This window comes from Enterobacter sp. ECC-219 (genome assembly GCF_043966805.1).
Classification (GTDB): Bacteria; Pseudomonadota; Gammaproteobacteria; order Enterobacterales; family Enterobacteriaceae; genus Enterobacter; species Enterobacter cloacae_N.
Genome location: NZ_CP143680.1, coordinates 4,209,471 through 4,231,252, shown reverse-complemented (window position 1 = coordinate 4,231,252; position 21,782 = coordinate 4,209,471). Strand labels below are relative to the sequence as shown.

The following is a 21,782-nucleotide window of genomic DNA, read 5'->3' as shown; positions in this document are numbered from 1 at the left end:
ATCACGGTGATGCACTGATGTGGTGCATTGCGGGTGCGGGTGATTCAATATGGTGCAGGCTGTGCACCATATTGGGTCGCTGTGTGCATACTTAAGCATTTATAATGCAAAAAATCCCGCCAGAAAGGCATTATTCTTTGCCTGACAGCGGGGATTAATGGCACATTAACCCCACCCCGTCGTCGTAAAAAAACCGTATGAAGACAGTTTGTTGAGGACAAATATGAAAAAACTCGTGTTGTCACTATCCCTCGTGCTGGCCTTTTCCAGCGCCACCGCGGCATTCGCAGCCATTCCGCAGAAAATCCGTATTGGTACCGATCCAACCTATGCGCCGTTTGAATCGAAGAATTCAAAGGGTGAACTGGTGGGTTTTGACATCGATCTGGCCAATGAGCTGTGCAAACGCATCAAAGCGCAGTGTACTTATGTAGAAAACCCGCTGGATGCGCTGATCCCTTCCCTCAAAGCCAAAAAAATCGACGTGATTATGTCCTCGCTTTCCATTACCGAGAAACGTCAGCAGGAGATTGCCTTCACCGACAAGCTCTATGCGGCCGATTCACGTCTGGTGGTGGCAAAGTCTTCTGACATTCAACCGACCCTCGAGTCGCTGAAGGGGAAACGCGTGGGCGTGCTGCAGGGCACCACGCAGGAAACCTACGGTAACGAACATTGGGCGCCGAAGGGGATTGAAATCGTCTCCTATCAGGGCCAGGAAAATATTTACGCAGACCTGACGGCAGGCCGTATTGATGCGGCATTCCAGGATGAAGTCGCGGCAAGCGAAGGCTTCCTGAAAACGCCGGTGGGTAAAGATTACAAGTTCGGCGGCCCGTCCATTAAGGATGTGAAGTTGTTTGGTGTAGGCACCGGAATGGGCCTGCGCAAAGAAGACAACGAGCTGCGTGAAGCGCTGAACAAAGCGTTTGCGGAAATGCGCGCTGACGGTACCTATGACAAGCTGGCGAAAAAGTACTTCGATTTCAATGTGTACGGCGGCTAATCGCTCCGTCAAATAACGTGCGGCCCCTCCCGCTGCGGGAGGGGATAAGACACGGTTTACCACTCACGATACGACAGGGCTCGCGGTATGCTGTACGGATTTTCTGGCGTTATTTTACAGGGCGCGCTTGTCACCCTTGAGCTGGCTATCAGCTCCGTGGTGCTGGCGGTGCTGATAGGTCTGGCGGGCGCAGGGGCGAAGCTTTCGGCTAACAAACCGCTGGCGCTCATTTTCGAAGGCTATACCACGCTCATTCGCGGCGTACCCGATCTGGTGCTGATGCTGCTTATCTTTTACGGTCTGCAGATTGCGCTGAACAGCGTGACGGATGCGATGGGGATGGGACAAATTGATATCGACCCGATGGTGGCCGGTATTATTACCCTCGGTTTTATCTACGGTGCCTACTTCACGGAAACCTTCCGTGGCGCTTACATGGCGGTCCCAAGAGGACACATTGAAGCGGCAACCGCATTTGGTTTTACCTCTTCACAAACGTTTCGCCGGATCATGTTCCCGGCCATGATGCGCTATGCGCTGCCGGGCATCGGCAACAACTGGCAGGTTATTCTCAAAGCGACGGCGCTGGTCTCGCTGCTCGGTCTGGAAGACGTTGTTAAAGCGACTCAGCTGGCGGGCAAGAGCACCTGGGAGCCGTTCTACTTTGCGGTGGTCTGCGGCGTGATCTATCTGGTCTTTACGACCGTCTCCAATGGTGTGCTGCTTCTGCTCGAACGTCGCTACTCCGTGGGTGTGAAGAGGGCTGACCTGTGATTGAGATTATTCAGGAATACTGGAAATCCCTGCTGTGGACGGATGGCTACCGCTTTACCGGCGTGGCGATTACGCTCTGGCTGCTGATTTCTTCCGTGGTGATGGGCGGCATTCTGGCGGTGTTTCTCGCCATCGGCCGCGTGTCGAACAACAAGTTTATCCAGTTCCCGATCTGGCTGTTTACCTATGTGTTTCGCGGCACGCCGCTGTACGTGCAGCTGCTGGTGTTCTATTCGGGGATGTATACGCTTGAGATCGTAAAAGGCACGGAAATGCTGAACGCGTTCTTCCGCAGTGGCCTGAACTGTACGGTGCTGGCGCTAACGCTCAACACCTGCGCCTATACCACCGAGATTTTCGCCGGGGCCATTCGTTCCGTGCCGCACGGTGAGATCGAGGCGGCGCGCGCGTACGGCTTCTCCTCCGTGAAGCTTTACCGCTGTATTATTCTGCCTTCGGCGCTGCGTATCGCGCTTCCGGCGTACAGCAACGAAGTGATTTTGATGCTGCACTCCACCGCGCTCGCTTTTACCGCGACGGTGCCGGATCTGCTCAAAATCGCGCGCGATATCAACTCCGCGACCTATCAGCCGTTTACCGCGTTTGGCATTGCGGCGGTGCTCTATTTAATTATCTCTTATGTTCTGATTAGCCTGTTCCGTAAGGCTGAAAAACGCTGGTTGCAGCATATAAAACCTTCTTCGACGCACTGAGAAAGATGATGGCTGAGAACAAATTAAACGTTATTGATTTGCACAAACGCTACGGCGAACATGAAGTGCTGAAAGGGGTGTCGCTGCAGGCGAATGCGGGCGATGTGATCAGTATCATCGGCTCATCCGGCTCGGGTAAAAGTACCTTCCTGCGCTGCATTAACTTCCTCGAAAAGCCGAGCGAAGGTTCGATTGTGGTGAGCGGGCAGACTATTAATCTGGTCCGTGACAAAGACGGCCAGCTGAAGGTGGCGGATAAGAATCAGCTGCGCCTGCTGCGCACGCGCCTGACGATGGTATTCCAGCACTTCAACCTCTGGAGCCACATGACGGTGCTGGAGAACGTGATGGAAGCGCCGGTTCAGGTCCTGGGCCTGAGCAAGCAGGAAGCCCGGGAACGCGCGGTGAAATACCTGGCGAAAGTGGGTATCGACGAGCGCCAGCAGATGAAGTACCCGGTACACCTCTCCGGCGGTCAGCAGCAGCGTGTCTCTATCGCCCGCGCGCTGGCGATGGAACCGGAGGTGCTGCTGTTCGACGAACCGACCTCCGCGCTGGACCCTGAACTCGTTGGCGAAGTGCTGCGCATCATGCAGAAGCTGGCCGAAGAGGGCAAAACTATGGTGGTGGTGACGCACGAGATGGGCTTCGCCCGTAACGTCTCGAACCACGTGATTTTCCTGCATCAGGGGAAAATTGAAGAGCAGGGCCACCCGGACGAAGTGCTGGCGAACCCGCAAAGCCCGCGGTTGCAGCAGTTCCTCAAAGGATCTCTGAAGTAAAGAAGGCATCAGCCCGCAGTGCAGCCCAACCGCCCGGTGGCGCTTCGCTTACCGGGCCTACGGGCCAGGTGTTCTCCCTCTCCCCGTGGGCTGAGGAATCCCCAGTAATTTATAAGCAGAAGCAATAAGGTTGTTTCAGAATGAGTTATAGCTTTCAGCGACGCCCTGGTCCGGCTGTAAATCGCCGAAGCGTTTCCGTAAGGCCGGGGCGAGGCGCACGGATGCGCCGAGAGGGCGTGGCCTGCAGGGATGCAGGCTCATGCCCGACCCGATAGCCTGAAGGAATAAGCTGAGGGCACCGCGAAGCGGCGATTTACCGCCGGGAGCCCGGGTCGCCAGGGCGGTGGCGATTGAGCCGCCCTGGCACGTTCACAGGTATTGTCGTTACAGAGTAGCAATGAACGTAAAGTGAACGGAATGACCACCGGAGCCGTATGTTCCCCCTCACCCCAGCCCTCTCCCCCAAGGGAGAGGGGGTCGTTCGTGCTGGCATTAATTTGTGGGGATTCCTCAACCCCGTGGGTGAGGGCCTCAGGCCGCACCACACTCCAGCCGATACACCCAGTCGTCATAACGCACGCCGTCAATCTCATACGCTTTTTCCAGCACCTGCGTGCGCACAAAACCGGCTTTCTCCAGCACCCGCAAGGACCCGCCGTTGTCCGCCAGCACGTACGCGTTAATCGCTCTCACGCCGGTCTGGTTAAACGCATAATCACACACCGCGCGCAGCGCCTCACTGGCGATACCTTTTCCCTGCGCCGCAGGCACAACCGTGTAGCCGATGTCCGCCTCTGCACGATTCTCCTGACTGATTTGCAGGCCGATATCCCCCAGCGGCGTATCTTCATTCAGAAAGCGGATCACGAAGACATGCTCCGCCATCAGGCGTGCGGCAAACACGCGTCGGGTCTCTTTTTCGGGAGCAATCGCGGCCATATAGCGCATGATGTCGCGGTTTTCGCGCAGCGAGCGGAAAAACGCCCAGTCTGAGGGTTCGAAAGGGGTGAGGTGAAGCCGGGGAGTGGTGATGGTTGCCATTGTTACGCCATTTCATCGGAACATGGCGTATCACTGTAACATATTCACCGCACCACATCCCCCAGCGCCTCTTCTAAATCATACCAGCGAAACGCAAACCCGGCCGCCTCCAGCCTTTTCGGCAGCGCTCGCTGGCCGCCCAACACCAGCACGGACGCTTCGCCCATCATCAGGCGAATCGCCGTCGCAGGTACGCGTAAAATCGCTGGGCGGTGCAGGGCATGCCCCAGCGCATGGGCAAACTGTTCATTGCGTACCGGATACGGCGCAACCATATTAAACGGCCCGCGCAGATCGTTATCCAGCAGCCAGATAATGCCGTTCACCATATCGTCGATATGGATCCAGGCCAGGTACTGACGGCCGTTGCCGATCGGCCCGCCGAGCCCCAGCCTAAAGGGCGGAAGCATTTTACCCAGAATGCCGCCTTTCGGCGCAAGCACCACGCCGGTACGCAGCAGGCAGACGCGGGTCTTATCGCTCTGCGCCGCGCAGGCGATGCGCTCCCACTGGGCGCAGAGTTTATGGGTAAACTCGTTGTGGGGCGGCTCCTCTTCGGTTACCACCACTTCGCCAAGATCGCCGTAATAGCCCGTCGCAGAACCTGAAATCAGCACCGACGGCGGCGTGTGGCTGTTGCGAATCAGCTCAACCAGCTTTTCGGTAATATTCCAGCGGCTGCTGCACAACCGCTGTTTCTGCTCTTCGGTCCAGCGCTTATCAGCGATGGGTTCGCCTGCAAGATTGATGACGGCGTCAAAACCGTCCAGATTCTGCCGATCGGCCAGCCCTTTCCAGATATCGACCCCTGCTCCCAGCACCTGACGCGCTTTTTCCGGGCTGCGCGTCACCACGGTGACATCATGATGCAGCGCCTGCAGGCGGGCAATGAGATGGCGACCAATCAGGCCTGTACCGCCGGTCAGCAAAATCTTCATACAACCTCCAGGTTTACCCCTGGCGTCGCCAGCTTAACGTCATGGAGACGGAGTCGGCATAGCGCAGGGCGTGAAGTTTATCGATCTCTACTTCAGCATAAGTGACCCAGTCATGGTCGCGTGCGATATCGAGCACATCCTGAGTTAATTTCTCCAGCAGCGAGAAGCGGTTGTTTTCCACGTACTGAATGATGTTTTTGGTTATCGTGCGATAGTTCAGCGCGTCATTGATGTCTTCGCTGGCCCGCGCTTTGTCTGCCGGGTAGTGGATAACCACATTAATAACAATATCCTGACGGTTGGCAATCTCTTCCTCTTTGATACCAATGAACGTGCGCAAGCGTAAATTTTTTATCCGAATAATAGCGTCTGGCTGTGACATTGCAGGTCATCTCCGTGTCAGTATTTCCGCCCATAATACATGAGAGCCTCGCAGGCACCCAGCTTCCTACAAGGTTAAATTTGCTGGATTTTTTGCATTGCGCGTTCGGTGGCCGGGCGGGTCCGGATACGCTCAAACCAGTTATTCACCGCCGGGTAAGACGCTAAGTCAATTCGGTGTTTATCATGCGTATTTACCCACGGCCAGCAGGCAATATCGGCAATGCTGTAATGGTCGCCCCCGAGCCACGGCGTTTTCTCCAGCCGCTGGTTCAGAACGCCGTAAAGACGCTGGGTTTCAACCTGATATCGCTCGATGGCGTAAGGAATGGTCTGTGGCGCGAAGGCGGTGAAGTGGTGGTTCTGCCCCAGCATCGGCCCAAAGCCGCTTGACTGCCAGAAAAGCCACTGCAGAGTGTGGTGACGCTCGCGCAATTCACCGCTCAGCAGCTTGCCGGTTTTCTCCGCCAGATAAAGCAAAATTTCGCCGGATTCAAACAGGCTCAGCGGCCTGCCTCCGTCCGCTGGCTGGCTATCAATAATGGCCGGAATTTTATTGTTCGGCGAGATAGCCAAAAACACAGGGTTGAACTGTTCGCCTTTGCTGATATCCACGCGAATGATTCTGTAATCCAGTTCGGCTTCTTCGAGAAAGAGGGTGATCTTATGGCCGTTTGGAGTAGGGGCGTAATAAAGGTCAATCATTCTCAACTCCTGTCAGTCGAATAGTGGTGCCATGACAAATGAGTATAGGTGGTGGTTGTAAATCGTGAGTTTTCATCAAGTGACAGAGACGCAAAGAGATTATATGTTGAGTAAAAACCGATCAGCCGATGAGGATGTTATGAACCAGCCCGTAATTACGTTGTGGTCCGATGCAAATTTCTTTTCTCCCTACGTCATGAGCGTATACGTTTCGCTGGCCGAAAAGGGACTCTCCTTTACGCTGAAGACCGTCGATCTCGACGGTGGTGAACATCTCAAACCCCAGTGGCAGGGTTACGACCTGACGCGACGCGTGCCGGTGCTGGAGATCGATGGCTTTGCGCTGAGCGAATCGTCGGCGATCGATGAATATCTGGAAGATCGTTTTGCGCCGCCTGAGTGGGAGCGCATCTATCCTTACGATCTGCAAAAGCGCGCCCGCGCGCGGCAGATCCAGGCGTGGCTGCGTAGCGACCTGGTGCCGATTCGCGTCGAGCGCTCCACGGATGTCGTGTTTGCCGGTGTGAAAAAGCCAGCGCTCAGCGCAGAAGGCGTCGACAGCGCGCAAAAGCTGATTGAAACCGCCACCTCGCTGCTCGCTCACGGTAATCCGAACCTGTTCGGTGAATGGTGCATTGCCGATACCGATCTGGCGCTGATGCTGAACCGTTTGATTCTCAACGGCGATGAGGTGCCTCAACTGCTGGTGGATTATGCGGCGTTCCAGTGGCAGCGCGCTTCCGTACAGCGCTATGTGGCACTCTCCGCTAAGCGCGCGGGCTGATAAGCCCTGACGCTTCAGGTATGATAAGGGCAGTTTTTTTACCTGGGAGTGACGGATGAAACTGATGTTTGCGTCGGATATCCATGGATCGCTACCCGCGACCGAGCGAGTGCTTTCTCTGTTTTCGCAAAGCGGGGCGCAATGGCTGGTGATTCTGGGGGATGTGTTAAATCATGGGCCACGCAATGCGCTGCCGGAAGGCTATGCCCCTGCGCAGGTGGCGGAGAAGCTCAACTCCTTTGCCTCGCGCATTATCGCCGTGCGCGGCAACTGCGACAGCGAAGTGGACCAGATGCTGCTCCATTTTCCTCTTACCGCGCCGTGGCAACAGGTGCTGCAGGAAAACTGCCGGCTGTTCCTGACGCATGGGCATCTTTTTAGCCCGGACAATCTCCCTGCGCTCGCGGCTGGCGATGTCCTGGTTTACGGTCATACTCATATTCCGGTTGCTGAAAAACGCGGTGAGATCTATCACTTTAACCCGGGGTCGGTCAGCATCCCGAAAGGCGGATATCCTGCGAGCTATGGCATGCTGGATGGAAATACCCTGAGCGTTATCGCACTTAATGATCAGCAAGTTATTGCGCAGGTAGCGATTAATCCGTAAGTTACACCACAACTGCAAACGCGCCGAAAGAGCGCTTAGACGAGAAGGTTTCCCGATGGTGGAGCAGAATCATTTGGCAAGTACTGAATGGGTTGACATTGTCAGCGAAGAAAATGAAGTGATCGCGCAGGCGAGCCGCGAACAAATGCGTGCAGAGCGCCTGCGTCACCGTGCAACGTACATCGTTGTGCATGACGGCATGGGCAAAATTCTGGTCCAGCGCCGCACGGACACTAAAGATTTTCTTCCGGGTATGCTGGATGCCACCGCGGGTGGCGTCGTGCAGGCCGATGAAGTGCTGCTGGATTCCGCGCGTCGTGAAGCGGAAGAAGAGTTAGGCATCGCCGGGGTGCCGTTTGCCGAGCACGGCCAGTTCTATTTCGAAGACGAGCATTGCCGCGTCTGGGGCGGACTGTTTAGCTGTGTGTCCCACGGGCCTTTCGCCCTGCAGGAAGAGGAAGTAAGCGAAGTCTGCTGGATGACGCCGGAAGAGATTACTGCCCGCTGCGACGAGTTCACGCCAGATTCATTAAAGGCGCTGGCGCTGTGGATGACCCGCAACGCCAAAAACGAATCCGCTAAGCCGGAAAACAAAGCGGAAAAAGAGGAAGAGGCTGAGTAAGCCTTAACAGCTTTCCCGCAGGCACAGGCTGGACGCGATGGGTTTTTGGTCGCGCCAGTCTCCGTCATTCAGACGTTCCAGTAGCGCTTTTCCTGCCTCAATCCCAATCTTACGATGCGGTACCGCCATCGTCGTCAGCGGCGGCTGGCAAACGCGGCTCACGTCGCTATCACCAAAGCCCACGACTGCCAGATCGTCCGGCACTTTAATGCGTCGACGCTGACACTCATACAGCGCGCCACAGGCCAGCTCGTCTGATACGCACACCAGCGCATCCAGTTCCGGCCACGCCAGCAGGAACTCTGGCAGCTGTGCCGCGCCGGTCGAGAAGCTCGGCGGCATCGCCGCGTTAATCACCCGGTTCGGCGACAGATGATGGCGCAGCATCGCTTTGTACCAGCCCTGCAAATGCTGCTGGAAAATCCACTGCTCCTGGTTGGCGCACAGCAGGCCAATATTTTGGTAGCCGCGCCTGATCACCATTTCCGTCAGCTCAAACATGGCCGCCACGTTATCGATCCCGATATTCATATCGATCGGATCGGCGCGCATAGCACCCATCTCCATCACCGGAATCGACGCATTTTTCAGCCAGTGGCGAACGGTGTCGGTGTGCTCGACGCTGAGTAAAATCGCGGCGGCGATATTCGACGCCAGCAGCGTTTCGAGCAGTTTTTCTTCCTGTTCAAGACGATGCTGGGACTCAGCCAGCATGATCTGGTATCCGGCCGGCTGCAGCACCTGCTGTAGCCCGGCAAACATCTCTGAACAACCGGCTTCGGAAAGGTTGGGAACAACCATCGCAATCGTCCATGACGACGCCGATGCCAGTGCGCTGGCGGCGAGATTGGGCATATAGCCCAGCTCCTGCACCGCAGCTTCAATTTTTTCACGCAGTTTATCGGAAACCTGTTCAGGCGTGCGGAGTGCACGGGAGACGGTCATCGTGCCGACTCCGGCAAGCTGTGCGACATCAGCGAGCGTGACTTTTCCGGTACTGCGCCGTTTTCGGGTTAAAGACATACACCTTCCTGCTGACCAGACGCGTTCTTTTTCCTTCATTTCAGGTGACAGGCAGTATACGCCTTAAATCCCTTTTTTTGCTGTGATTTCACACGATAATGACAATTTGATAGCGCTATCACACTTCTGCATGTTAGTTATTGGTAGCGCTATCTTTGTGATCGCGATCGCAGTCAATGATTGATGGGTTGAATAAAGTTTGCCCATCTTTAGCGTTTAGCGGGAGGGAAAAATGCTCAAAAAGTGGATATATGATACAACCATTACGCTGCAGGATAGCGTTGAAAGCTGGCCGCAGGCGCTGGAGATATGCGCGAAACCGCTGCTGGATCTGCAGGTGATTGCACCGGAATACGTGACGGCAATCATTCAGCAGCACCATACGTTAGGACCCTATTATGTGCTGGCACCAGGGCTGGCCATGCCGCATGCGCGGCCGGAGGAGGGCGCCAAAGGACTGGGCTTGTCATTACTAAAACTAAAACAGGGCGTCTCTTTTGGTGCCGGAGAGTTTGACCCTGTCGATCTGATTATTATGCTCGCGGCACCGGATAAACATAGCCATATTGAAATGATATCCGCACTCGCAGAACTATTTTCCAGCGACGAGGATATGGAGAAATTACATCAGGCGAATACCCTGGAGGATATTAAAACCATTATTGACCGCTTCTGATTTAATTCTTTAATCCGATTCTTCCCAACATTACGCGCCAGCGTGATGGGGCGTGCTCTACTCAAAATAAGGGGACAACAATGAAAATCATGGCTATTTGCGGTTCTGGCCTGGGCAGCAGTTTTATGGTCGAAATGAACATTAAAAAGGTGCTCAAAAAGCTGGACATTGACGCCGAGGTTGAACACTCCGATCTCTCCTCCGCCACGCCGGGCGCGGCGGACCTGTTCGTGATGGCGAAAGACATTGCGGCAAGCGCCAGCGTGCCGGAAAGCCAGCTGGTAGTGATCAACAACATCATTGATATCAACGAACTCGAAGCGCAGCTGCGCGCCTGGTTCGACAGACAATAACCCTGATAAGGCGAGGTGGATATGTTTATCCTTGAAACGCTGAATTTCGTTGTCGATATTTTAAAAGTCCCTTCGGTGCTGGTGGGGTTAATTGCGTTAATTGGTCTTGTTGCGCAGAAAAAATCTTTTTCAGATGTCGTAAAAGGCACAATTAAAACGATTCTCGGCTTTATTGTGCTGGGCGGCGGCGCCACGGTGCTGGTGGGGTCGCTAAATCCCTTAGGCGGCATGTTTGAGCACGCCTTTAATATCCAGGGCATTATTCCTAACAATGAAGCGATAGTGTCGATAGCCCTGGAAAAATACGGTGCCTCGACCGCGCTGATCATGGCCTTCGGCATGGTGGCGAATATTGTCGTCGCGCGCTTTACCCGCCTGAAGTACATATTCCTGACCGGACACCACACGTTTTATATGGCGTGCATGATTGGCGTGATCCTCACCGTGGCGGGCTTTGAGGGCGTGGGGCTGGTGTTTACCGGCTCACTGATCCTCGGCCTGATTATGGCGTTCTTCCCGGCCATTGCGCAGCGCTATATGAAGCGTATTACCGGCAATGATGAGATTGCATTTGGCCATTTCGGTACGCTGGGCTACGTGCTGTCCGGCTGGATTGGCAGCAAAGTCGGCAAAGGCTCCCGCTCCACCGAAGAGATGAACCTGCCGAAGAACCTGAGCTTCCTGCGCGACTCTTCGATCTCCATCTCCCTGACCATGATGATTATCTATCTGATCATGGCGGTGAGCGCCGGACGCGAGTATGTCGAGTCGACCTTCAGCGGCGGTCAGAACTACCTGGTATACGCCATCATCATGGCGATCACCTTCGCGGCGGGCGTGTTCATCATCCTGCAGGGTGTGCGCCTGATTCTGGCAGAAATCGTCCCGGCCTTTACCGGCTTCTCGGAAAAACTGGTCCCGAACGCGCGTCCCGCGCTGGACTGCCCGGTGGTCTATCCCTATGCGCCAAACGCGGTGCTGATTGGCTTCCTGTTCAGCTTCCTGGGGGGGATTGTGGGGTTAATCATCTGCGGCCAGTTCAACTGGGTGCTGATCCTGCCGGGCGTGGTGCCGCACTTCTTCACCGGCGCGACGGCGGGCGTGTTCGGTAACGCCACGGGCGGACGCCGCGGGGCAATGATAGGCGCCTTCGCCAACGGCCTGCTGATCACCTTCCTGCCGGTTCTGCTGCTGCCGGTACTGGGCGCGATTGGCTTTGCTAACACCACTTTCTCGGATGCCGATTTCGGCGCGGTCGGCATTGTGCTGGGTAACCTGGCGCGCTTCCTGTCGCCGCTCGCCATCACCGGGCTGGTTGTGGCGCTGTTCGCACTGCTGGTGGCGTACAACGTCTTCGCGAAAAACAAACCTGCTGGCGGTAACGCGCAGGAAAACACCGGAGCCAAATCATGAATGAGAACGAGATAACTGAACTGGCGCGCCAGATCCGCCTTGAGACGCTGAAATCGCTGACGCAGCTGGGCTTTGGGCACTACGGCGGCAGCATGTCGGTGGTCGAAACCCTGGCCGTGCTGTACGGCGCGGTGATGAAGATCGACCCGGCGGATCCGGACTGGCCGGAGCGCGACTATTTTGTGCTGTCGAAGGGCCATGCGGGCCCGGCGCTCTACAGCACCCTGGCGATTAAGGGCTACTTCCCGATGGAGGAGCTGAGCACCCTGAACCAGAACGGCACGCGTCTGCCAAGCCATCCGGACCGCCTGAAAACGCGCGGCGTGGACGCCACCACCGGCTCGCTCGGGCAGGGGATCTCCATCGCTGGCGGCATGGCGCTGTCGCACAAGCTCGCGGGGCGGCCGAATCGGGTCTTCTGCATCGTCGGTGACGGCGAGCTGAACGAGGGTCAGTGCTGGGAAGCCTTCCAGTTTATCGCCCACCATCGCCTCAACAACCTGACGGTGTTCGTCGACTGGAACAAACAGCAGCTCGACGGCGAGCTGGACGAGATCATCAGCGCGTTCGACCTGGAAGGGAAATTCCGCGCCTTTGGCTTTGACGTAGTAACGGTGAAGGGGGATGACGTTCCGGCGCTGCTGGAGGTGACCTCAAGGGTACCGGAGGCCGATGCGCGTCCGCGGGTGGTGATCCTCGACAGCATCAAAGGGCAGGGGGTGCCGTACCTGGAACAGCTCAGCAACTCGCACCACCTGCGGTTGACCGCGGAGAGCAAAGCGGCCCTCAACGAGACGATTCGCCAACTGGAGGCTTCACATGATTAAGGTTGCACCGGCAGGACAGAAAGACGCCGTTGAGATGCGTAAGGTCTACGCGGGCTTCGTAGCAAAGCAGATTGAGGCCGGCAGCGAGATTGTCGCCCTGGAAGCGGATCTGATGAGCTCGATGGCGATGGACGGCGTAGCGCGCGATTATCCGCAGCACGTGATTAACTGCGGCATTATGGAGGCCAACGTTATTGGCACCGCGGCGGGGCTGTCGCTCACCGGGCGTAAGCCGTTCGTTCATACCTTCACCGCGTTTGCCAGCCGCCGCTGCTTCGACCAGCTGTTTATGTCCCTGGACTACCAGCGTAACAACGTGAAGGTGATTGCTTCAGACGCGGGCGTGACGGCCTGCCACAACGGCGGGACGCACATGTCGTTCGAAGATATGGGCATCGTGCGCGGTCTGGCGCATTCGGTGGTGCTGGAGGTCACAGACGCGGTGATGTTCGAGGACGTGCTGCGTCAGCTTATCGACCTCGAAGGCTTTTACTGGGTGCGTACCATCCGCAAGCAGGCGCCGAGCGTCTATGCGCCGGGCTCGACCTTTACCATTGGCAAAGGCAACGTGCTGCGCGAAGGCAGCGATATCACGCTGATTGCCAACGGCATCATGGTGGCGGAGGCGCTGGAGGCGGCGCGCCAGCTAGAGCAGGAGGGGGTCAGCGCGGCGGTCATCGACATGTTTACCCTGAAGCCTATCGACCGAATGTTGGTGAAAAACTACGCCGAGAAAACCGGGCGCATCGTCACCTGCGAAAACCACAGCATTCACAACGGCCTGGGGTCGGCGGTGGCGGAGGTGCTGGTGGAAACCTGCCCGGTGCCGATGCGTCGGGTGGGCGTTAAGGAGCGCTACGGTCAGGTGGGGACGCAGGATTTCCTGCAGAAGGAATATGGTCTTACTGCGCATGACATTGTGTCGGCGGCGCGGGAGTTGCTGTAAATAAAAAAGGCGACCGGTTAAGTGGTCGCCTTTTTTGCCGGATGGCGCTTCGCTTATCCGGCCTACAAAACCATAGGCCCGGTAAGCGCTAGCGCCACCGGGCTTTTTAACATTACTGCTGCTGCGAAGACTGGATCGCCGTCAGCGCGATGGTGTAGACGATATCGTCAACCAGCGCACCGCGGGACAGGTCGTTCACAGGCTTGCGCATACCCTGCAGCATTGGCCCGATGGAGATCAGGTCTGCTGAACGCTGTACCGCTTTGTAGGTGGTGTTACCGGTGTTCAGATCCGGGAAGATGAACACGGTCGCGCGACCTGCAACCGGCGAGTTCGGCGCTTTGGATTTCGCAACGTCAGCCATTACTGCGGCGTCGTACTGCAGCGGGCCGTCGATCATCAGATCAGGACGTTTTTCCTGCGCAATGCGGGTCGCTTCACGCACTTTCTCTACGTCGCTACCTGCACCAGAGGTGCCGGTGGAGTAGGAGAGCATCGCTACGCGTGGTTCAATACCGAAGGCAGTCGCGGAGTCCGCAGACTGGATAGCGATCTCAGCCAGCTGTTCTGCGGTAGGATCCGGGTTGATCGCGCAGTCGCCGTAAACGTAAACCTGTTCAGGCAGCAGCATGAAGAACACGGAGGAGACCAGAGAGCTGCCCGGTGCCGTTTTGATCAGCTGCAGCGGTGGGCGGATAGTATTCGCGGTGGTGTGAACCGCACCGGAAACCAGACCGTCAACTTCGTCCTGCTCCAGCATCAGCGTGCCCAGCACCACGTTGTCTTCCAGCTGCTCGCGCGCAACGGCTTCGGTCATGCCTTTGCTCTTACGCAGCTCAACCAGACGGGCAACGTAGCTTTCGCGAACCACTTCAGGGTCAACGATTTCGATGCCAGTGCCCAGCTCAACGCCCTGAGACGCCGCTACGCGGTTGATCTCATCCGGGTTGCCCAGCAGCACGCAGGTCGCGATGCCGCGCTCTGCACAGATGGCAGCCGCTTTAACGGTACGTGGTTCGTCGCCTTCTGGCAGCACAACGCGTTTGCCCGCTTTACGCGCCAGCTCGGTCAGCTGGTAACGGAAGGCCGGTGGAGACAGGCGACGGCTGCGCTCAGAGGTGGCAGTCAGGGATTCGATCCAGTCTGCGTTGATGTAGCCAGCAACGTATTCCTGAACTTTCTCGATACGCTCGTGGTCATCAACCGGCACTTCAAGGTTGAAGCTCTGCAGGCTCAGGGAGGTCTGCCAGGTGTTGGTGTTCACCATGAAGACCGGCAGGCCAGTGGCGAAAGCGCGTTCGCAAAGCTTGCTCACGCGTGGGTCCATCTCGTAGGCACCGGTCAGCAGGATGGCGCCAATTTCCACGCCGTTCATCGCCGCCAGGCACGCTGCAACCAGCACGTCAGGACGGTCAGCGGAGGTCACCAGCAGGGAGCCTGCGCGGAAGTGTTCCAGCATGTGCGGAATGCTGCGCGCACAGAAGGTCACGGACTTCACGCGGCGAGTGTTGATATCGCCTTCGTTAACGATGGTAGCGTTCAGGTGACGCGCCATATCGATTGCACGGGTGGCAATCAGATCGAAGCTCCATGGCACCGCGCCCAGAACCGGAAGCGGGCTGGATTCCTGCAGCTTAGCCGGGTCAACTTTGATGACTTTCGCTTTGGAAGAGTCGTCGAAGATTTCAGACAGGTCAGGGCGAGTACGGCCCTGCTCATCCACTGGCGCGTTCAGTTTGTTGACGATCACGCCGGTGATGTTGGTGTTTTTCGCACCGCCGAAGCTGCTGCGCGTCAGTTCGATACGCTCGTTCAGCTGTTCCGGGGTGTCAGTGCCCTGAGACATTACGAAAACGATCTCTGCGTTCAGGGTTTTCGCGATTTCAAAGTTCAGAGACTGAGCAAACTGGTGTTTGCGGGTTGGAACCAGACCTTCTACCAGCACCACTTCTGCGTCTTGCGCGTTAGCGTGGTAGTTAGCGATGATCTCTTCCATCAGCACGTCTTTCTGGTTGCTGGAGAGCAGAGATTCAACGTGGCTCATCTTCAGCGGTTCAGCCGCTGGCAGATTGGAGTTTTTGCGAACGATGGTGGTCGTCTGGTCTGGCGCATCGCCACCGGCACGCGGCTGGGCGATTGGCTTAAAGACGCTCAGACGAACGCCTTTGCGTTCCATAGCACGGATCACGCCAAGGCTGACGCTGGTCAGGCCGACGCTGGTTCCGGTAGGGATCAGCATAATAGTACGGGACACGGTTTATCCTCTTTCGTTACCGCCGATATTGGGCGGGTTACAAAACAGCACCGCCAGCATTGCTGGCGGTGTGGAATCAGGCAGTCAGGCGATGCGCGTCTTGCGCGATGACCAGCTCTTCGTTAGTTGGAATAACGATTGCCGGACGGGTGCCTTCTTTGTTGATGAAACCAGACTTGCCGAAGCGAGCAGCCAGGTTACGCTCGTGATCAACGTCGAAGCCCAGAACGCCCAGTTTGCCCAGGGACAGTTCACGAACCATTGCCGCGTTCTCACCGATACCGCCGGTGAAGATCACCGCGTCCAGACGACCGTCCATCAGTGCAGTGTAAGAGCCGATGTACTTCGCCAGACGGTGGCAGTAAACGTCCATTGCACGTTTAGCGTCAGCTTTCTCAGCGTAGTTGTCTTCAACATAGCGGCAGTCGCTGGTGACTTCGGTCAGACCCAGCAGGCCAGACTCTTTGGTCAGCATTTTGTTGATGTCGTCAACGCTCATGCCCAGGGTGTCGTGCAGGTGGAAGATGATCGCCGGGTCGATGTCACCGGAACGGGTACCCATCACCAGACCTTCCAGCGGGGTCAGACCCATGGAGGTATCAACACATTTACCGTTGCGGATAGCAGAAACAGAACCACCGTTGCCCAGGTGGCAGGTGATGATGTTCACTTCTTCAACAGGTTTGTTCAGGATTTTTGCGGCTTCCTGAGTCACATAGAAGTGGCTGGTGCCGTGCGCGCCGTAGCGACGTACGCCGTGCTCTTTGTACAGGCTGTACGGCAGGGCATAGAGGTAAGACTCTTCCGGCATGGTCTGATGGAACGCGGTATCAAACACGGCCACGTTTTTGTCTTTCAGATTCGGGAAGGACTTCAGCGCTTCAGCGATACCAATCAGGTGCGCCGGGTTGTGCAGCGGAGCAAAAGAGGCGGAGTCTTTGATACCCTGGATAACAGAGTCGTCGATCACGACGGAGCTGGTGTATTTTTCGCCGCCGTGGACGATACGGTGACCAATCGCAGTCAGCTGAGCAGACAGTTCTGGTTTTTGTGCCAGAATAGTGTTAACGATAAAGTTCAGCGCTTCACTGTGAGCGGCGCCTGCACCTAAAGCCGCTTCTTGTTTGCTGCCGTCCATCTTCCACTTGATACGTGCTTCAGGCAGATGGAAACATTCGGCCAAACCAGAGAGGTACTCGTCACCGTTGAGCGCATCGATGATGGCGAATTTCAGTGAGGAGCTACCGCAGTTCAGAACCAGTACTAACTTACTCGACATGGAAGTACCTATTATTGATACGTGGCTAAAAAAACGTCAGTGAGTCTAACAGCGTAACGCATGATGACTCAGACATTTATGATTAACATCATGGCAAACGAACATTCTGGCATGATGAAAGAAATAACTATGATTTTATGCCATTTTGCACAATTTTCAGCCAATGGCATAATATGCGATAATTTGACGAGTTAATGCTTCTCGTCTATGGCCCTATCAGGCTGGCACAGGATACCCGATACGGGGTAGCGATGACAAAATATTTTGAACGTTGTCATAGCCTGTTGTGGTTTTGCACAAAAATTTTAATTTTTATATGTGAAGTTGAGGTACAGCCATGTCGACACCCGAAATCCCGTCCGTGAACTTTTTCAGTCTGTTTCGTCGGGGACAGCATTACGCAAAGACGTGGCCAATGGAAAAGCGCCTTGCGCCAATGTTTATTGAGAATCGCACCATCCGCGCTACGCGCTATGCGATTCGCTTTATGCCTCCGGTTGCCATCTTTACCCTGTGCTGGCAAATCGCCCTCGGTGGACAGCTTGGCCCTGCCGTCGCGACGGCGCTCTTCGCGTTAAGCCTGCCGATGCAGGGGCTGTGGTGGTTAGGTAAACGCTCCATCACGCCGCTTCCGCCTTCTATTTTACACTGGTTTTATGAAGTGCGTGGAAAACTGGAGGAGGCCGGGCAGGCGCTGGCCCCGGTTGAAGGCAAGCCGGATTACCAGGCGCTGGCGGACACGTTAAAGCGTGCTTTTAAGCAGTTGGATAAAACATTCCTCGATGACTTGTGATTGATCATCGAAACGACTAACAAAAGAAGGCACAGTAACAAACCGTTACCGTGTCTTTTTTTTACAGTGCAATGCGCTACAGGAGTCGAAAGATGGAAATGACCCATGCTCAACGTCTGATTTTGTCTAACCAGTACAAGATGATGACTATGCTTGATCCCGATAACGCTGCGCGCTACAGCCGCCTGCAGACCATCGTCGAACGAGGGTTCGGTTTGCAAATGCGTGAACTGGACCGCGAATTTGGCGAGCTGAAAGAAGAAACCTGCCGCGTCGTGATCGACATTATGGAGATGTACCACGCCCTGCATGTGTCCTGGACGAATCTCAAAGACCAGCAGTCCATTGACGAACGCCGCGTCACCTTCTTAGGCTTTGATGCAGCGACGGAAGCGCGCTATCTGAGCTACGTGCGCTTTATGGTTAACACCGAAGGGCGTTACACCCACTTTGATGCGGGTACGCACGGTTTCAACGCCCAGACCCCTATGTGGGATAAATACCAGCGTATGCTGAGCGCGTGGCACGCCTGCCCGCGCCAGTACCATTTAAGCAGCAACGAAATTCAACAAATTATTAATGCCTGACGGAGGTGCGTGTGCAGTGTAAAGGTTTTCTGTTTGATTTGGACGGTACGCTGGTGGATTCGCTGCCGGTTGTGGAGCGCTCGTGGTGCCACTGGGCCGACCGGCACGGCATCGATCATCAGGACGTGCTGAATTTTATCCATGGCAAACAGGCCATTACCTCATTGCGGCACTTCTTAGCGGGGCGTTCTGAGGAGGAGATCCAGGCGGAGTTCAAATACCTGGAGCAGATTGAGGCCACCGATACCGAGGGCATTACCGCGTTGCCCGGGGCGCGCGAACTGCTTGAGCATCTGAATGAAGCGCAGATCCCGTGGGCGATTGTTACCTCCGGCTCTGTTCCGGTCGCTCATGCCCGCCATAAGGCGGCCGGCTTACCGAAGCCAGAGGTGTTCATTACGGCAGAGCGCGTCAAACGCGGCAAGCCGGAGCCGGATGCGTTTCTGCTTGGTGCAGAAATGCTGGGCTTCGCGCCTGCAGAATGCGTGGTGGTGGAAGATGCGGCCGCTGGCGTGCTGGCCGGGCTGAACGCCGGTAGCCACGTCATTGCCGTAAACGTTCCGGCGGGGTCCCCACGCCTGGACGAGGCGGACTTTGTGATTAATTCCCTGACGGCGCTGGCGGTGTCAAGAGCACCCGATGGAGTTGTAACCGTCTCGCTAAAAATGTAATCCCATGATATAGCCCCACGCTGCTGGGGCTTTTTTATGGCAGAATTTCTCATCTTCCACTGACAAGGATAGGTTGTGAACGGTGAACTGATCTGGGTTCTGAGCCTGCTTTTAATCGCCATTATTCTCTTCGCCACAGGCAAGGTGCGCATGGATGCCGTTGCCCTGTTTGTCATTGTCGCGTTTGTGCTGAGCGGCACGCTCACGCTACCGGAAGCCTTCTCCGGGTTCAGCGACCCCAACGTTATCCTGATTGCTGCTCTGTTTATCATCGGCGACGGCCTTGTGCGCACCGGTGTGGCGACCATCATGGGCGCGTGGCTGGTCAAGGTGGCCGGCAGCAGTGAAACCAAAATGCTGATCTATCTGATGCTGACGGTCGCCGGGCTGGGGGCATTTATGAGCTCAACGGGCGTGGTCGCCATTTTTATCCCGGTGGTGCTGAGCGTCTCCATGCGGATGCAGAGCTCGCCGTCGCGCCTGATGATGCCCCTGAGCTTTGCCGGTTTGATCAGCGGTATGATGACGCTGGTGGCGACGCCGCCGAACCTGGTCGTCAACAGCGAGCTGCTTCGGGAAGGATTTCAGGGCTTCAGCTTTTTCAGCGTCACCCCGCTTGGGCTGGTGATTCTGGCGATGGGCGTGATCTACATGCTGCTGACCCGTTTTGCCCTGAAAGGCGACAAACAGGATAAGAACAAAGAGGGGTGGAAGCGACGTACCTTCCGCGATCTGATCAGGGAGTACCGTCTCTCCGGGCGGGCGCGCCGTCTGGCCATTCGCCCCGGCTCGCCGATGGTTGGCCAGCGGCTCGACGACCTTAAGCTGCGCGAGCGTTATGGCGCGAACGTAATTGGCGTAGAGCGCTGGCGCCGTTTTCGCCGGGTGATCGTCAACGTTAACGGGGTGTCGGAATTTCGGGCGCGAGACGTTCTGCTGATCGATATGTCTACCGCGGAGGTGGATCTGCGTGAGTTTTGCAGCGAACAGCTGCTGGAGCCGATGGTGCTGCGCGGCGAGTATTTTTCCGATCAGGCGCTGGATGTGGGCATGGCCGAAGTGTCGCTGATACCGGAATCGGAACTGTTGGGTAAAACCGTGCGTGAAATGGGGTTCCGTACCCGCTATGGCCTGAACGTCGTGGGGCTGAAGCGCGATGGCGTGGCGATGGAGGGGGCCGTCGTCGATGAGCCGATCCTGCTGGGCGATATCTTTCTCGTCGTCGGCAACTGGAAGCTGATAAGCCAGCTCGGACAAAAAGGACGTGATTTTGTAGTGCTCAACATGCCGGTCGAAGAGAGCGATGCGTCACCGGCGCACAGCCAGGCACCGCATGCGATTTTCTGTCTGGTGCTGATGGTGGCGCTGATGCTGACCGATGAAATCCCTAATCCGGTCGCGGCCATTATCGCCTGCCTGCTGATGGGGAAATTCCGCTGTATTGACGCCGAAAGCGCGTATAAAGCCATTCACTGGCCGAGCATTATTCTTATCGTTGGGATGATGCCTTTTGCCCTCGCACTGCAAAAAACCGGCGGGGTGGATCTGATCGTAAAAGGCTTGATGGACGTGGGCGGCGGGTATGGTCCGTACATGATGATGGTTTGTCTGTTTGTCATGTGTGCCACGATAGGGTTGTTTATCTCCAACACCGCGACGGCGGTGCTGATGGCGCCCATTGCGCTGGCGATGGCGAAATCCATGGGCGTGTCGCCGTATCCGTTTGCGATGATGGTCGCGATGGCCGCGTCCGCGGCGTTTATGACGCCGGTTTCATCGCCGGTGAACACGCTGGTGCTGGGGCCGGGGAATTATAAGTTCAGCGATTTCGTGAAGCTGGGCGTGCCGTTCACCGTACTGGTGATGGTGGTGTGCGTGGTGTTAATTCCGGTTTTATTCCCGTTCTGAGAACATCGCCGGGTGGCGGCTGCGCCTTACCCGGCCTACATGACGCGTAGGCCCTGCAAGCGCAGCGCCGCTGGGCAAATAGTTAAAGCGGTGAATCCTGGCTAATCTCGTCCAGCGACAGATGGAAGCTTGGTACAAATACCTGCATGAAATAGTCCATCTCTTCGCTGCGGCGGGATTCCAGCGTTTTTTCCAGACGCGTTTTCGCCAGTAAAAACTCATTATTGCCCGCAGACAGCTCTTCCAGACACTTCAGATAGGCGCACAGCGCGTCGGCCTGCTTGACCAGCGACTTTTCCTCTTCCGTATACTGATGCTCGTCGATGAGCGGTTCAAAGATATCGCGCAGCTCTTCGGGCACCATCTCGATAAGCTTGTGCTGGGCAATCTTCTCGATAGCCTTATATTCCTGTGCAATCTGCGAGTTGAAATATTTCACTGGCGTAGGCAGGTCGCCGGTCAGCACCTCTGATGCGTCGTGGTACATCGCCAGCAGAGCGATGCGCTCGGCATTCACCTGCCCGTTAAATTTGCGGTTTTTAATGGCAGCCAGCGCATGAGCGACCATAGCAACCTGCAGGCTGTGCTCAGACACGTTCTCTGTACGTACGTTGCGCATTAGCGGCCAGCGGTTGATCAGTTTCAGGCGGGAGAGATGGGCAAAGAAATGGCTCTGACTCATAGGTTACCTTTTGTCTT

The 21,782-nt window shown here is 56.2% G+C and carries 24 protein-coding genes; 16 read left to right on the top strand and 8 right to left on the bottom strand.

What is annotated here, in order from left to right:
• Positions 1-223: 223 nt before the first annotated feature.
• The 4 genes from hisJ (at position 224) to hisP (ending at position 3,275) form a co-directional block, all read left to right on the top strand.
• Positions 224-1,006 (top strand): histidine ABC transporter substrate-binding protein HisJ, encoded by a 783-nt coding sequence (gene hisJ, locus V1603_RS20155; protein ID WP_008502592.1) that lies wholly within the window; start codon positions 224-226, stop codon positions 1,004-1,006.
• An 87-nt stretch (positions 1,007-1,093) separates the two neighbouring features.
• Positions 1,094-1,780, top strand: a complete 687-nt coding sequence (locus V1603_RS20150) for a histidine ABC transporter permease HisQ (protein WP_048961437.1) — start codon at positions 1,094-1,096, stop codon at positions 1,778-1,780.
• Positions 1,777-2,493 (top strand): ABC transporter permease, encoded by a 717-nt coding sequence (locus tag V1603_RS20145; RefSeq protein ID WP_028013953.1) that lies wholly within the window; start codon positions 1,777-1,779, stop codon positions 2,491-2,493. The genes V1603_RS20150 and V1603_RS20145 overlap by 4 nt, the downstream gene beginning before the upstream one ends.
• A gap of 8 nt (positions 2,494-2,501) precedes the next feature.
• Positions 2,502-3,275 carry a histidine ABC transporter ATP-binding protein HisP gene (hisP, locus tag V1603_RS20140; protein ID WP_116338533.1) on the top strand — a complete coding sequence of 258 codons (774 nt, stop codon included), beginning with the start codon at positions 2,502-2,504 and terminating at the stop codon, positions 3,273-3,275.
• A 531-nt stretch (positions 3,276-3,806) separates the two neighbouring features.
• On the opposite strand, the gene V1603_RS20135 is transcribed toward hisP, so the two are convergent.
• The 4 genes from V1603_RS20135 to yfcG all read right to left on the bottom strand — a co-directional run bounded on the left by V1603_RS20135 (position 3,807) and on the right by yfcG (position 6,340).
• Positions 3,807-4,316, bottom strand: a complete 510-nt coding sequence (locus V1603_RS20135) for a GNAT family N-acetyltransferase (RefSeq protein WP_395313166.1) — start codon at positions 4,314-4,316, stop codon at positions 3,807-3,809.
• A gap of 44 nt (positions 4,317-4,360) precedes the next feature.
• Positions 4,361-5,254, bottom strand: coding sequence for a TIGR01777 family oxidoreductase (locus V1603_RS20130; protein WP_116338538.1), 894 nt, complete (start codon positions 5,252-5,254; stop codon positions 4,361-4,363).
• A gap of 13 nt (positions 5,255-5,267) precedes the next feature.
• Positions 5,268-5,636 carry a dihydroneopterin triphosphate 2'-epimerase gene (gene folX / locus V1603_RS20125; RefSeq protein ID WP_116338540.1) on the bottom strand — a complete coding sequence of 123 codons (369 nt, stop codon included), beginning with the start codon at positions 5,634-5,636 and terminating at the stop codon, positions 5,268-5,270.
• A 74-nt stretch (positions 5,637-5,710) separates the two neighbouring features.
• A complete protein-coding gene (gene yfcG, locus V1603_RS20120; RefSeq protein ID WP_116338542.1) occupies positions 5,711-6,340 on the bottom strand; it encodes a GSH-dependent disulfide bond oxidoreductase in 630 nt (209 codons plus the stop codon).
• 139 nt (positions 6,341-6,479) lie between these two features.
• On the opposite strand from yfcG, the gene yfcF reads away from it, so the two are divergent.
• The 3 genes from yfcF to yfcD are packed head-to-tail and all read left to right on the top strand — an operon-like array spanning position 6,480 to position 8,353.
• Positions 6,480-7,124 (top strand): glutathione transferase, encoded by a 645-nt coding sequence (gene yfcF / locus V1603_RS20115; protein WP_395313165.1) that lies wholly within the window; start codon positions 6,480-6,482, stop codon positions 7,122-7,124.
• Positions 7,125-7,179: 55 nt separating this feature from the next.
• Entirely contained in the window at positions 7,180-7,731 is a 552-nt protein-coding gene (yfcE, locus tag V1603_RS20110; protein ID WP_116338546.1) for a phosphodiesterase, read from the top strand.
• Positions 7,732-7,786: 55 nt separating this feature from the next.
• Positions 7,787-8,353 carry an NUDIX hydrolase YfcD gene (gene yfcD, locus V1603_RS20105; protein ID WP_006811396.1) on the top strand — a complete coding sequence of 189 codons (567 nt, stop codon included), beginning with the start codon at positions 7,787-7,789 and terminating at the stop codon, positions 8,351-8,353.
• Between the two features lie 3 nt (positions 8,354-8,356).
• On the opposite strand, the gene V1603_RS20100 is transcribed toward yfcD, so the two are convergent.
• On the bottom strand, positions 8,357-9,376 hold the full coding sequence (locus V1603_RS20100) for a LacI family DNA-binding transcriptional regulator (protein WP_116338548.1): 1,020 nt from the start codon (positions 9,374-9,376) through the stop codon (positions 8,357-8,359).
• 232 nt (positions 9,377-9,608) lie between these two features.
• Between V1603_RS20100 and V1603_RS20095 the strand changes: the two genes are divergently transcribed.
• The 5 genes from V1603_RS20095 to V1603_RS20075 all read left to right on the top strand — a co-directional run bounded on the left by V1603_RS20095 (position 9,609) and on the right by V1603_RS20075 (position 13,591).
• On the top strand, positions 9,609-10,052 hold the full coding sequence (locus tag V1603_RS20095) for a PTS sugar transporter subunit IIA (RefSeq protein ID WP_047367993.1): 444 nt from the start codon (positions 9,609-9,611) through the stop codon (positions 10,050-10,052).
• A gap of 80 nt (positions 10,053-10,132) precedes the next feature.
• Entirely contained in the window at positions 10,133-10,405 is a 273-nt protein-coding gene (locus V1603_RS20090; protein WP_116338550.1) for a PTS sugar transporter subunit IIB, read from the top strand.
• A gap of 21 nt (positions 10,406-10,426) precedes the next feature.
• Positions 10,427-11,818 carry a PTS ascorbate transporter subunit IIC gene (locus V1603_RS20085; protein ID WP_116338552.1) on the top strand — a complete coding sequence of 464 codons (1,392 nt, stop codon included), beginning with the start codon at positions 10,427-10,429 and terminating at the stop codon, positions 11,816-11,818.
• Entirely contained in the window at positions 11,815-12,645 is an 831-nt protein-coding gene (locus V1603_RS20080) for a transketolase (protein ID WP_316379331.1), read from the top strand. The genes V1603_RS20085 and V1603_RS20080 overlap by 4 nt, the downstream gene beginning before the upstream one ends.
• The gene (locus V1603_RS20075) at positions 12,638-13,591 is read left to right on the top strand and encodes a transketolase family protein (protein ID WP_395313164.1); all 954 of its coding nucleotides are present in this window, start codon (positions 12,638-12,640) and stop codon (positions 13,589-13,591) included. Before V1603_RS20080 ends, V1603_RS20075 begins: the two co-directional genes overlap by 8 nt.
• Positions 13,592-13,703: 112 nt before the next feature.
• Here the strand turns inward: V1603_RS20075 and pta are convergent, their stop codons facing one another.
• Entirely contained in the window at positions 13,704-15,845 is a 2,142-nt protein-coding gene (pta, locus tag V1603_RS20070) for a phosphate acetyltransferase (protein WP_116338558.1), read from the bottom strand.
• A gap of 76 nt (positions 15,846-15,921) precedes the next feature.
• Positions 15,922-17,124 carry an acetate kinase gene (ackA, locus tag V1603_RS20065; protein WP_116338560.1) on the bottom strand — a complete coding sequence of 401 codons (1,203 nt, stop codon included), beginning with the start codon at positions 17,122-17,124 and terminating at the stop codon, positions 15,922-15,924.
• A 337-nt stretch (positions 17,125-17,461) separates the two neighbouring features.
• Between ackA and yfbV the strand changes: the two genes are divergently transcribed.
• The 4 genes from yfbV (at position 17,462) to V1603_RS20045 (ending at position 21,083) form a co-directional block, all read left to right on the top strand.
• Complete coding sequence (gene yfbV, locus V1603_RS20060) at positions 17,462-17,917, top strand: terminus macrodomain insulation protein YfbV (RefSeq protein ID WP_061097539.1); 456 nt, start codon at positions 17,462-17,464, stop codon at positions 17,915-17,917.
• A 92-nt stretch (positions 17,918-18,009) separates the two neighbouring features.
• The gene (locus V1603_RS20055; RefSeq protein ID WP_163330273.1) at positions 18,010-18,504 is read left to right on the top strand and encodes a YfbU family protein; all 495 of its coding nucleotides are present in this window, start codon (positions 18,010-18,012) and stop codon (positions 18,502-18,504) included.
• Between the two features lie 11 nt (positions 18,505-18,515).
• Entirely contained in the window at positions 18,516-19,175 is a 660-nt protein-coding gene (locus tag V1603_RS20050; RefSeq protein ID WP_395313163.1) for a sugar phosphatase, read from the top strand.
• 75 nt (positions 19,176-19,250) lie between these two features.
• Positions 19,251-21,083 carry an SLC13 family permease gene (locus V1603_RS20045; protein WP_116338566.1) on the top strand — a complete coding sequence of 611 codons (1,833 nt, stop codon included), beginning with the start codon at positions 19,251-19,253 and terminating at the stop codon, positions 21,081-21,083.
• A gap of 82 nt (positions 21,084-21,165) precedes the next feature.
• Here V1603_RS20045 and yfbR read toward each other — a convergent pair whose 3' ends face one another.
• Entirely contained in the window at positions 21,166-21,765 is a 600-nt protein-coding gene (gene yfbR / locus V1603_RS20040) for a 5'-deoxynucleotidase (protein WP_116338568.1), read from the bottom strand.
• Positions 21,766-21,782: the final 17 nt, after the last annotated feature.

Coding starts and splice junctions, on each gene's coding strand:
- V1603_RS20055 (WP_163330273.1), top strand. CDS start 18,010: ATGGAAATGACCCATGCTCAACGTCTGATTTTGTCTAACCAGTACAAG.
- yfcD (WP_006811396.1), top strand. CDS start 7,787: ATGGTGGAGCAGAATCATTTGGCAAGTACTGAATGGGTTGACATTGTC.
- V1603_RS20100 (WP_116338548.1), bottom strand. CDS start 9,376: ATGTCTTTAACCCGAAAACGGCGCAGTACCGGAAAAGTCACGCTCGCT.
- V1603_RS20095 (WP_047367993.1), top strand. CDS start 9,609: ATGCTCAAAAAGTGGATATATGATACAACCATTACGCTGCAGGATAGC.
- V1603_RS20075 (WP_395313164.1), top strand. CDS start 12,638: ATGATTAAGGTTGCACCGGCAGGACAGAAAGACGCCGTTGAGATGCGT.
- V1603_RS20090 (WP_116338550.1), top strand. CDS start 10,133: ATGAAAATCATGGCTATTTGCGGTTCTGGCCTGGGCAGCAGTTTTATG.
- hisP (WP_116338533.1), top strand. CDS start 2,502: ATGGCTGAGAACAAATTAAACGTTATTGATTTGCACAAACGCTACGGC.
- yfbV (WP_061097539.1), top strand. CDS start 17,462: ATGTCGACACCCGAAATCCCGTCCGTGAACTTTTTCAGTCTGTTTCGT.
- V1603_RS20130 (WP_116338538.1), bottom strand. CDS start 5,254: ATGAAGATTTTGCTGACCGGCGGTACAGGCCTGATTGGTCGCCATCTC.
- V1603_RS20080 (WP_316379331.1), top strand. CDS start 11,815: ATGAATGAGAACGAGATAACTGAACTGGCGCGCCAGATCCGCCTTGAG.
- V1603_RS20150 (WP_048961437.1), top strand. CDS start 1,094: ATGCTGTACGGATTTTCTGGCGTTATTTTACAGGGCGCGCTTGTCACC.
- folX (WP_116338540.1), bottom strand. CDS start 5,636: ATGTCACAGCCAGACGCTATTATTCGGATAAAAAATTTACGCTTGCGC.
- yfcG (WP_116338542.1), bottom strand. CDS start 6,340: ATGATTGACCTTTATTACGCCCCTACTCCAAACGGCCATAAGATCACC.
- ackA (WP_116338560.1), bottom strand. CDS start 17,124: ATGTCGAGTAAGTTAGTACTGGTTCTGAACTGCGGTAGCTCCTCACTG.
- yfcE (WP_116338546.1), top strand. CDS start 7,180: ATGAAACTGATGTTTGCGTCGGATATCCATGGATCGCTACCCGCGACC.
- V1603_RS20135 (WP_395313166.1), bottom strand. CDS start 4,316: ATGGCAACCATCACCACTCCCCGGCTTCACCTCACCCCTTTCGAACCC.
- yfbR (WP_116338568.1), bottom strand. CDS start 21,765: ATGAGTCAGAGCCATTTCTTTGCCCATCTCTCCCGCCTGAAACTGATC.
- V1603_RS20085 (WP_116338552.1), top strand. CDS start 10,427: ATGTTTATCCTTGAAACGCTGAATTTCGTTGTCGATATTTTAAAAGTC.
- yfcF (WP_395313165.1), top strand. CDS start 6,480: ATGAACCAGCCCGTAATTACGTTGTGGTCCGATGCAAATTTCTTTTCT.
- hisJ (WP_008502592.1), top strand. CDS start 224: ATGAAAAAACTCGTGTTGTCACTATCCCTCGTGCTGGCCTTTTCCAGC.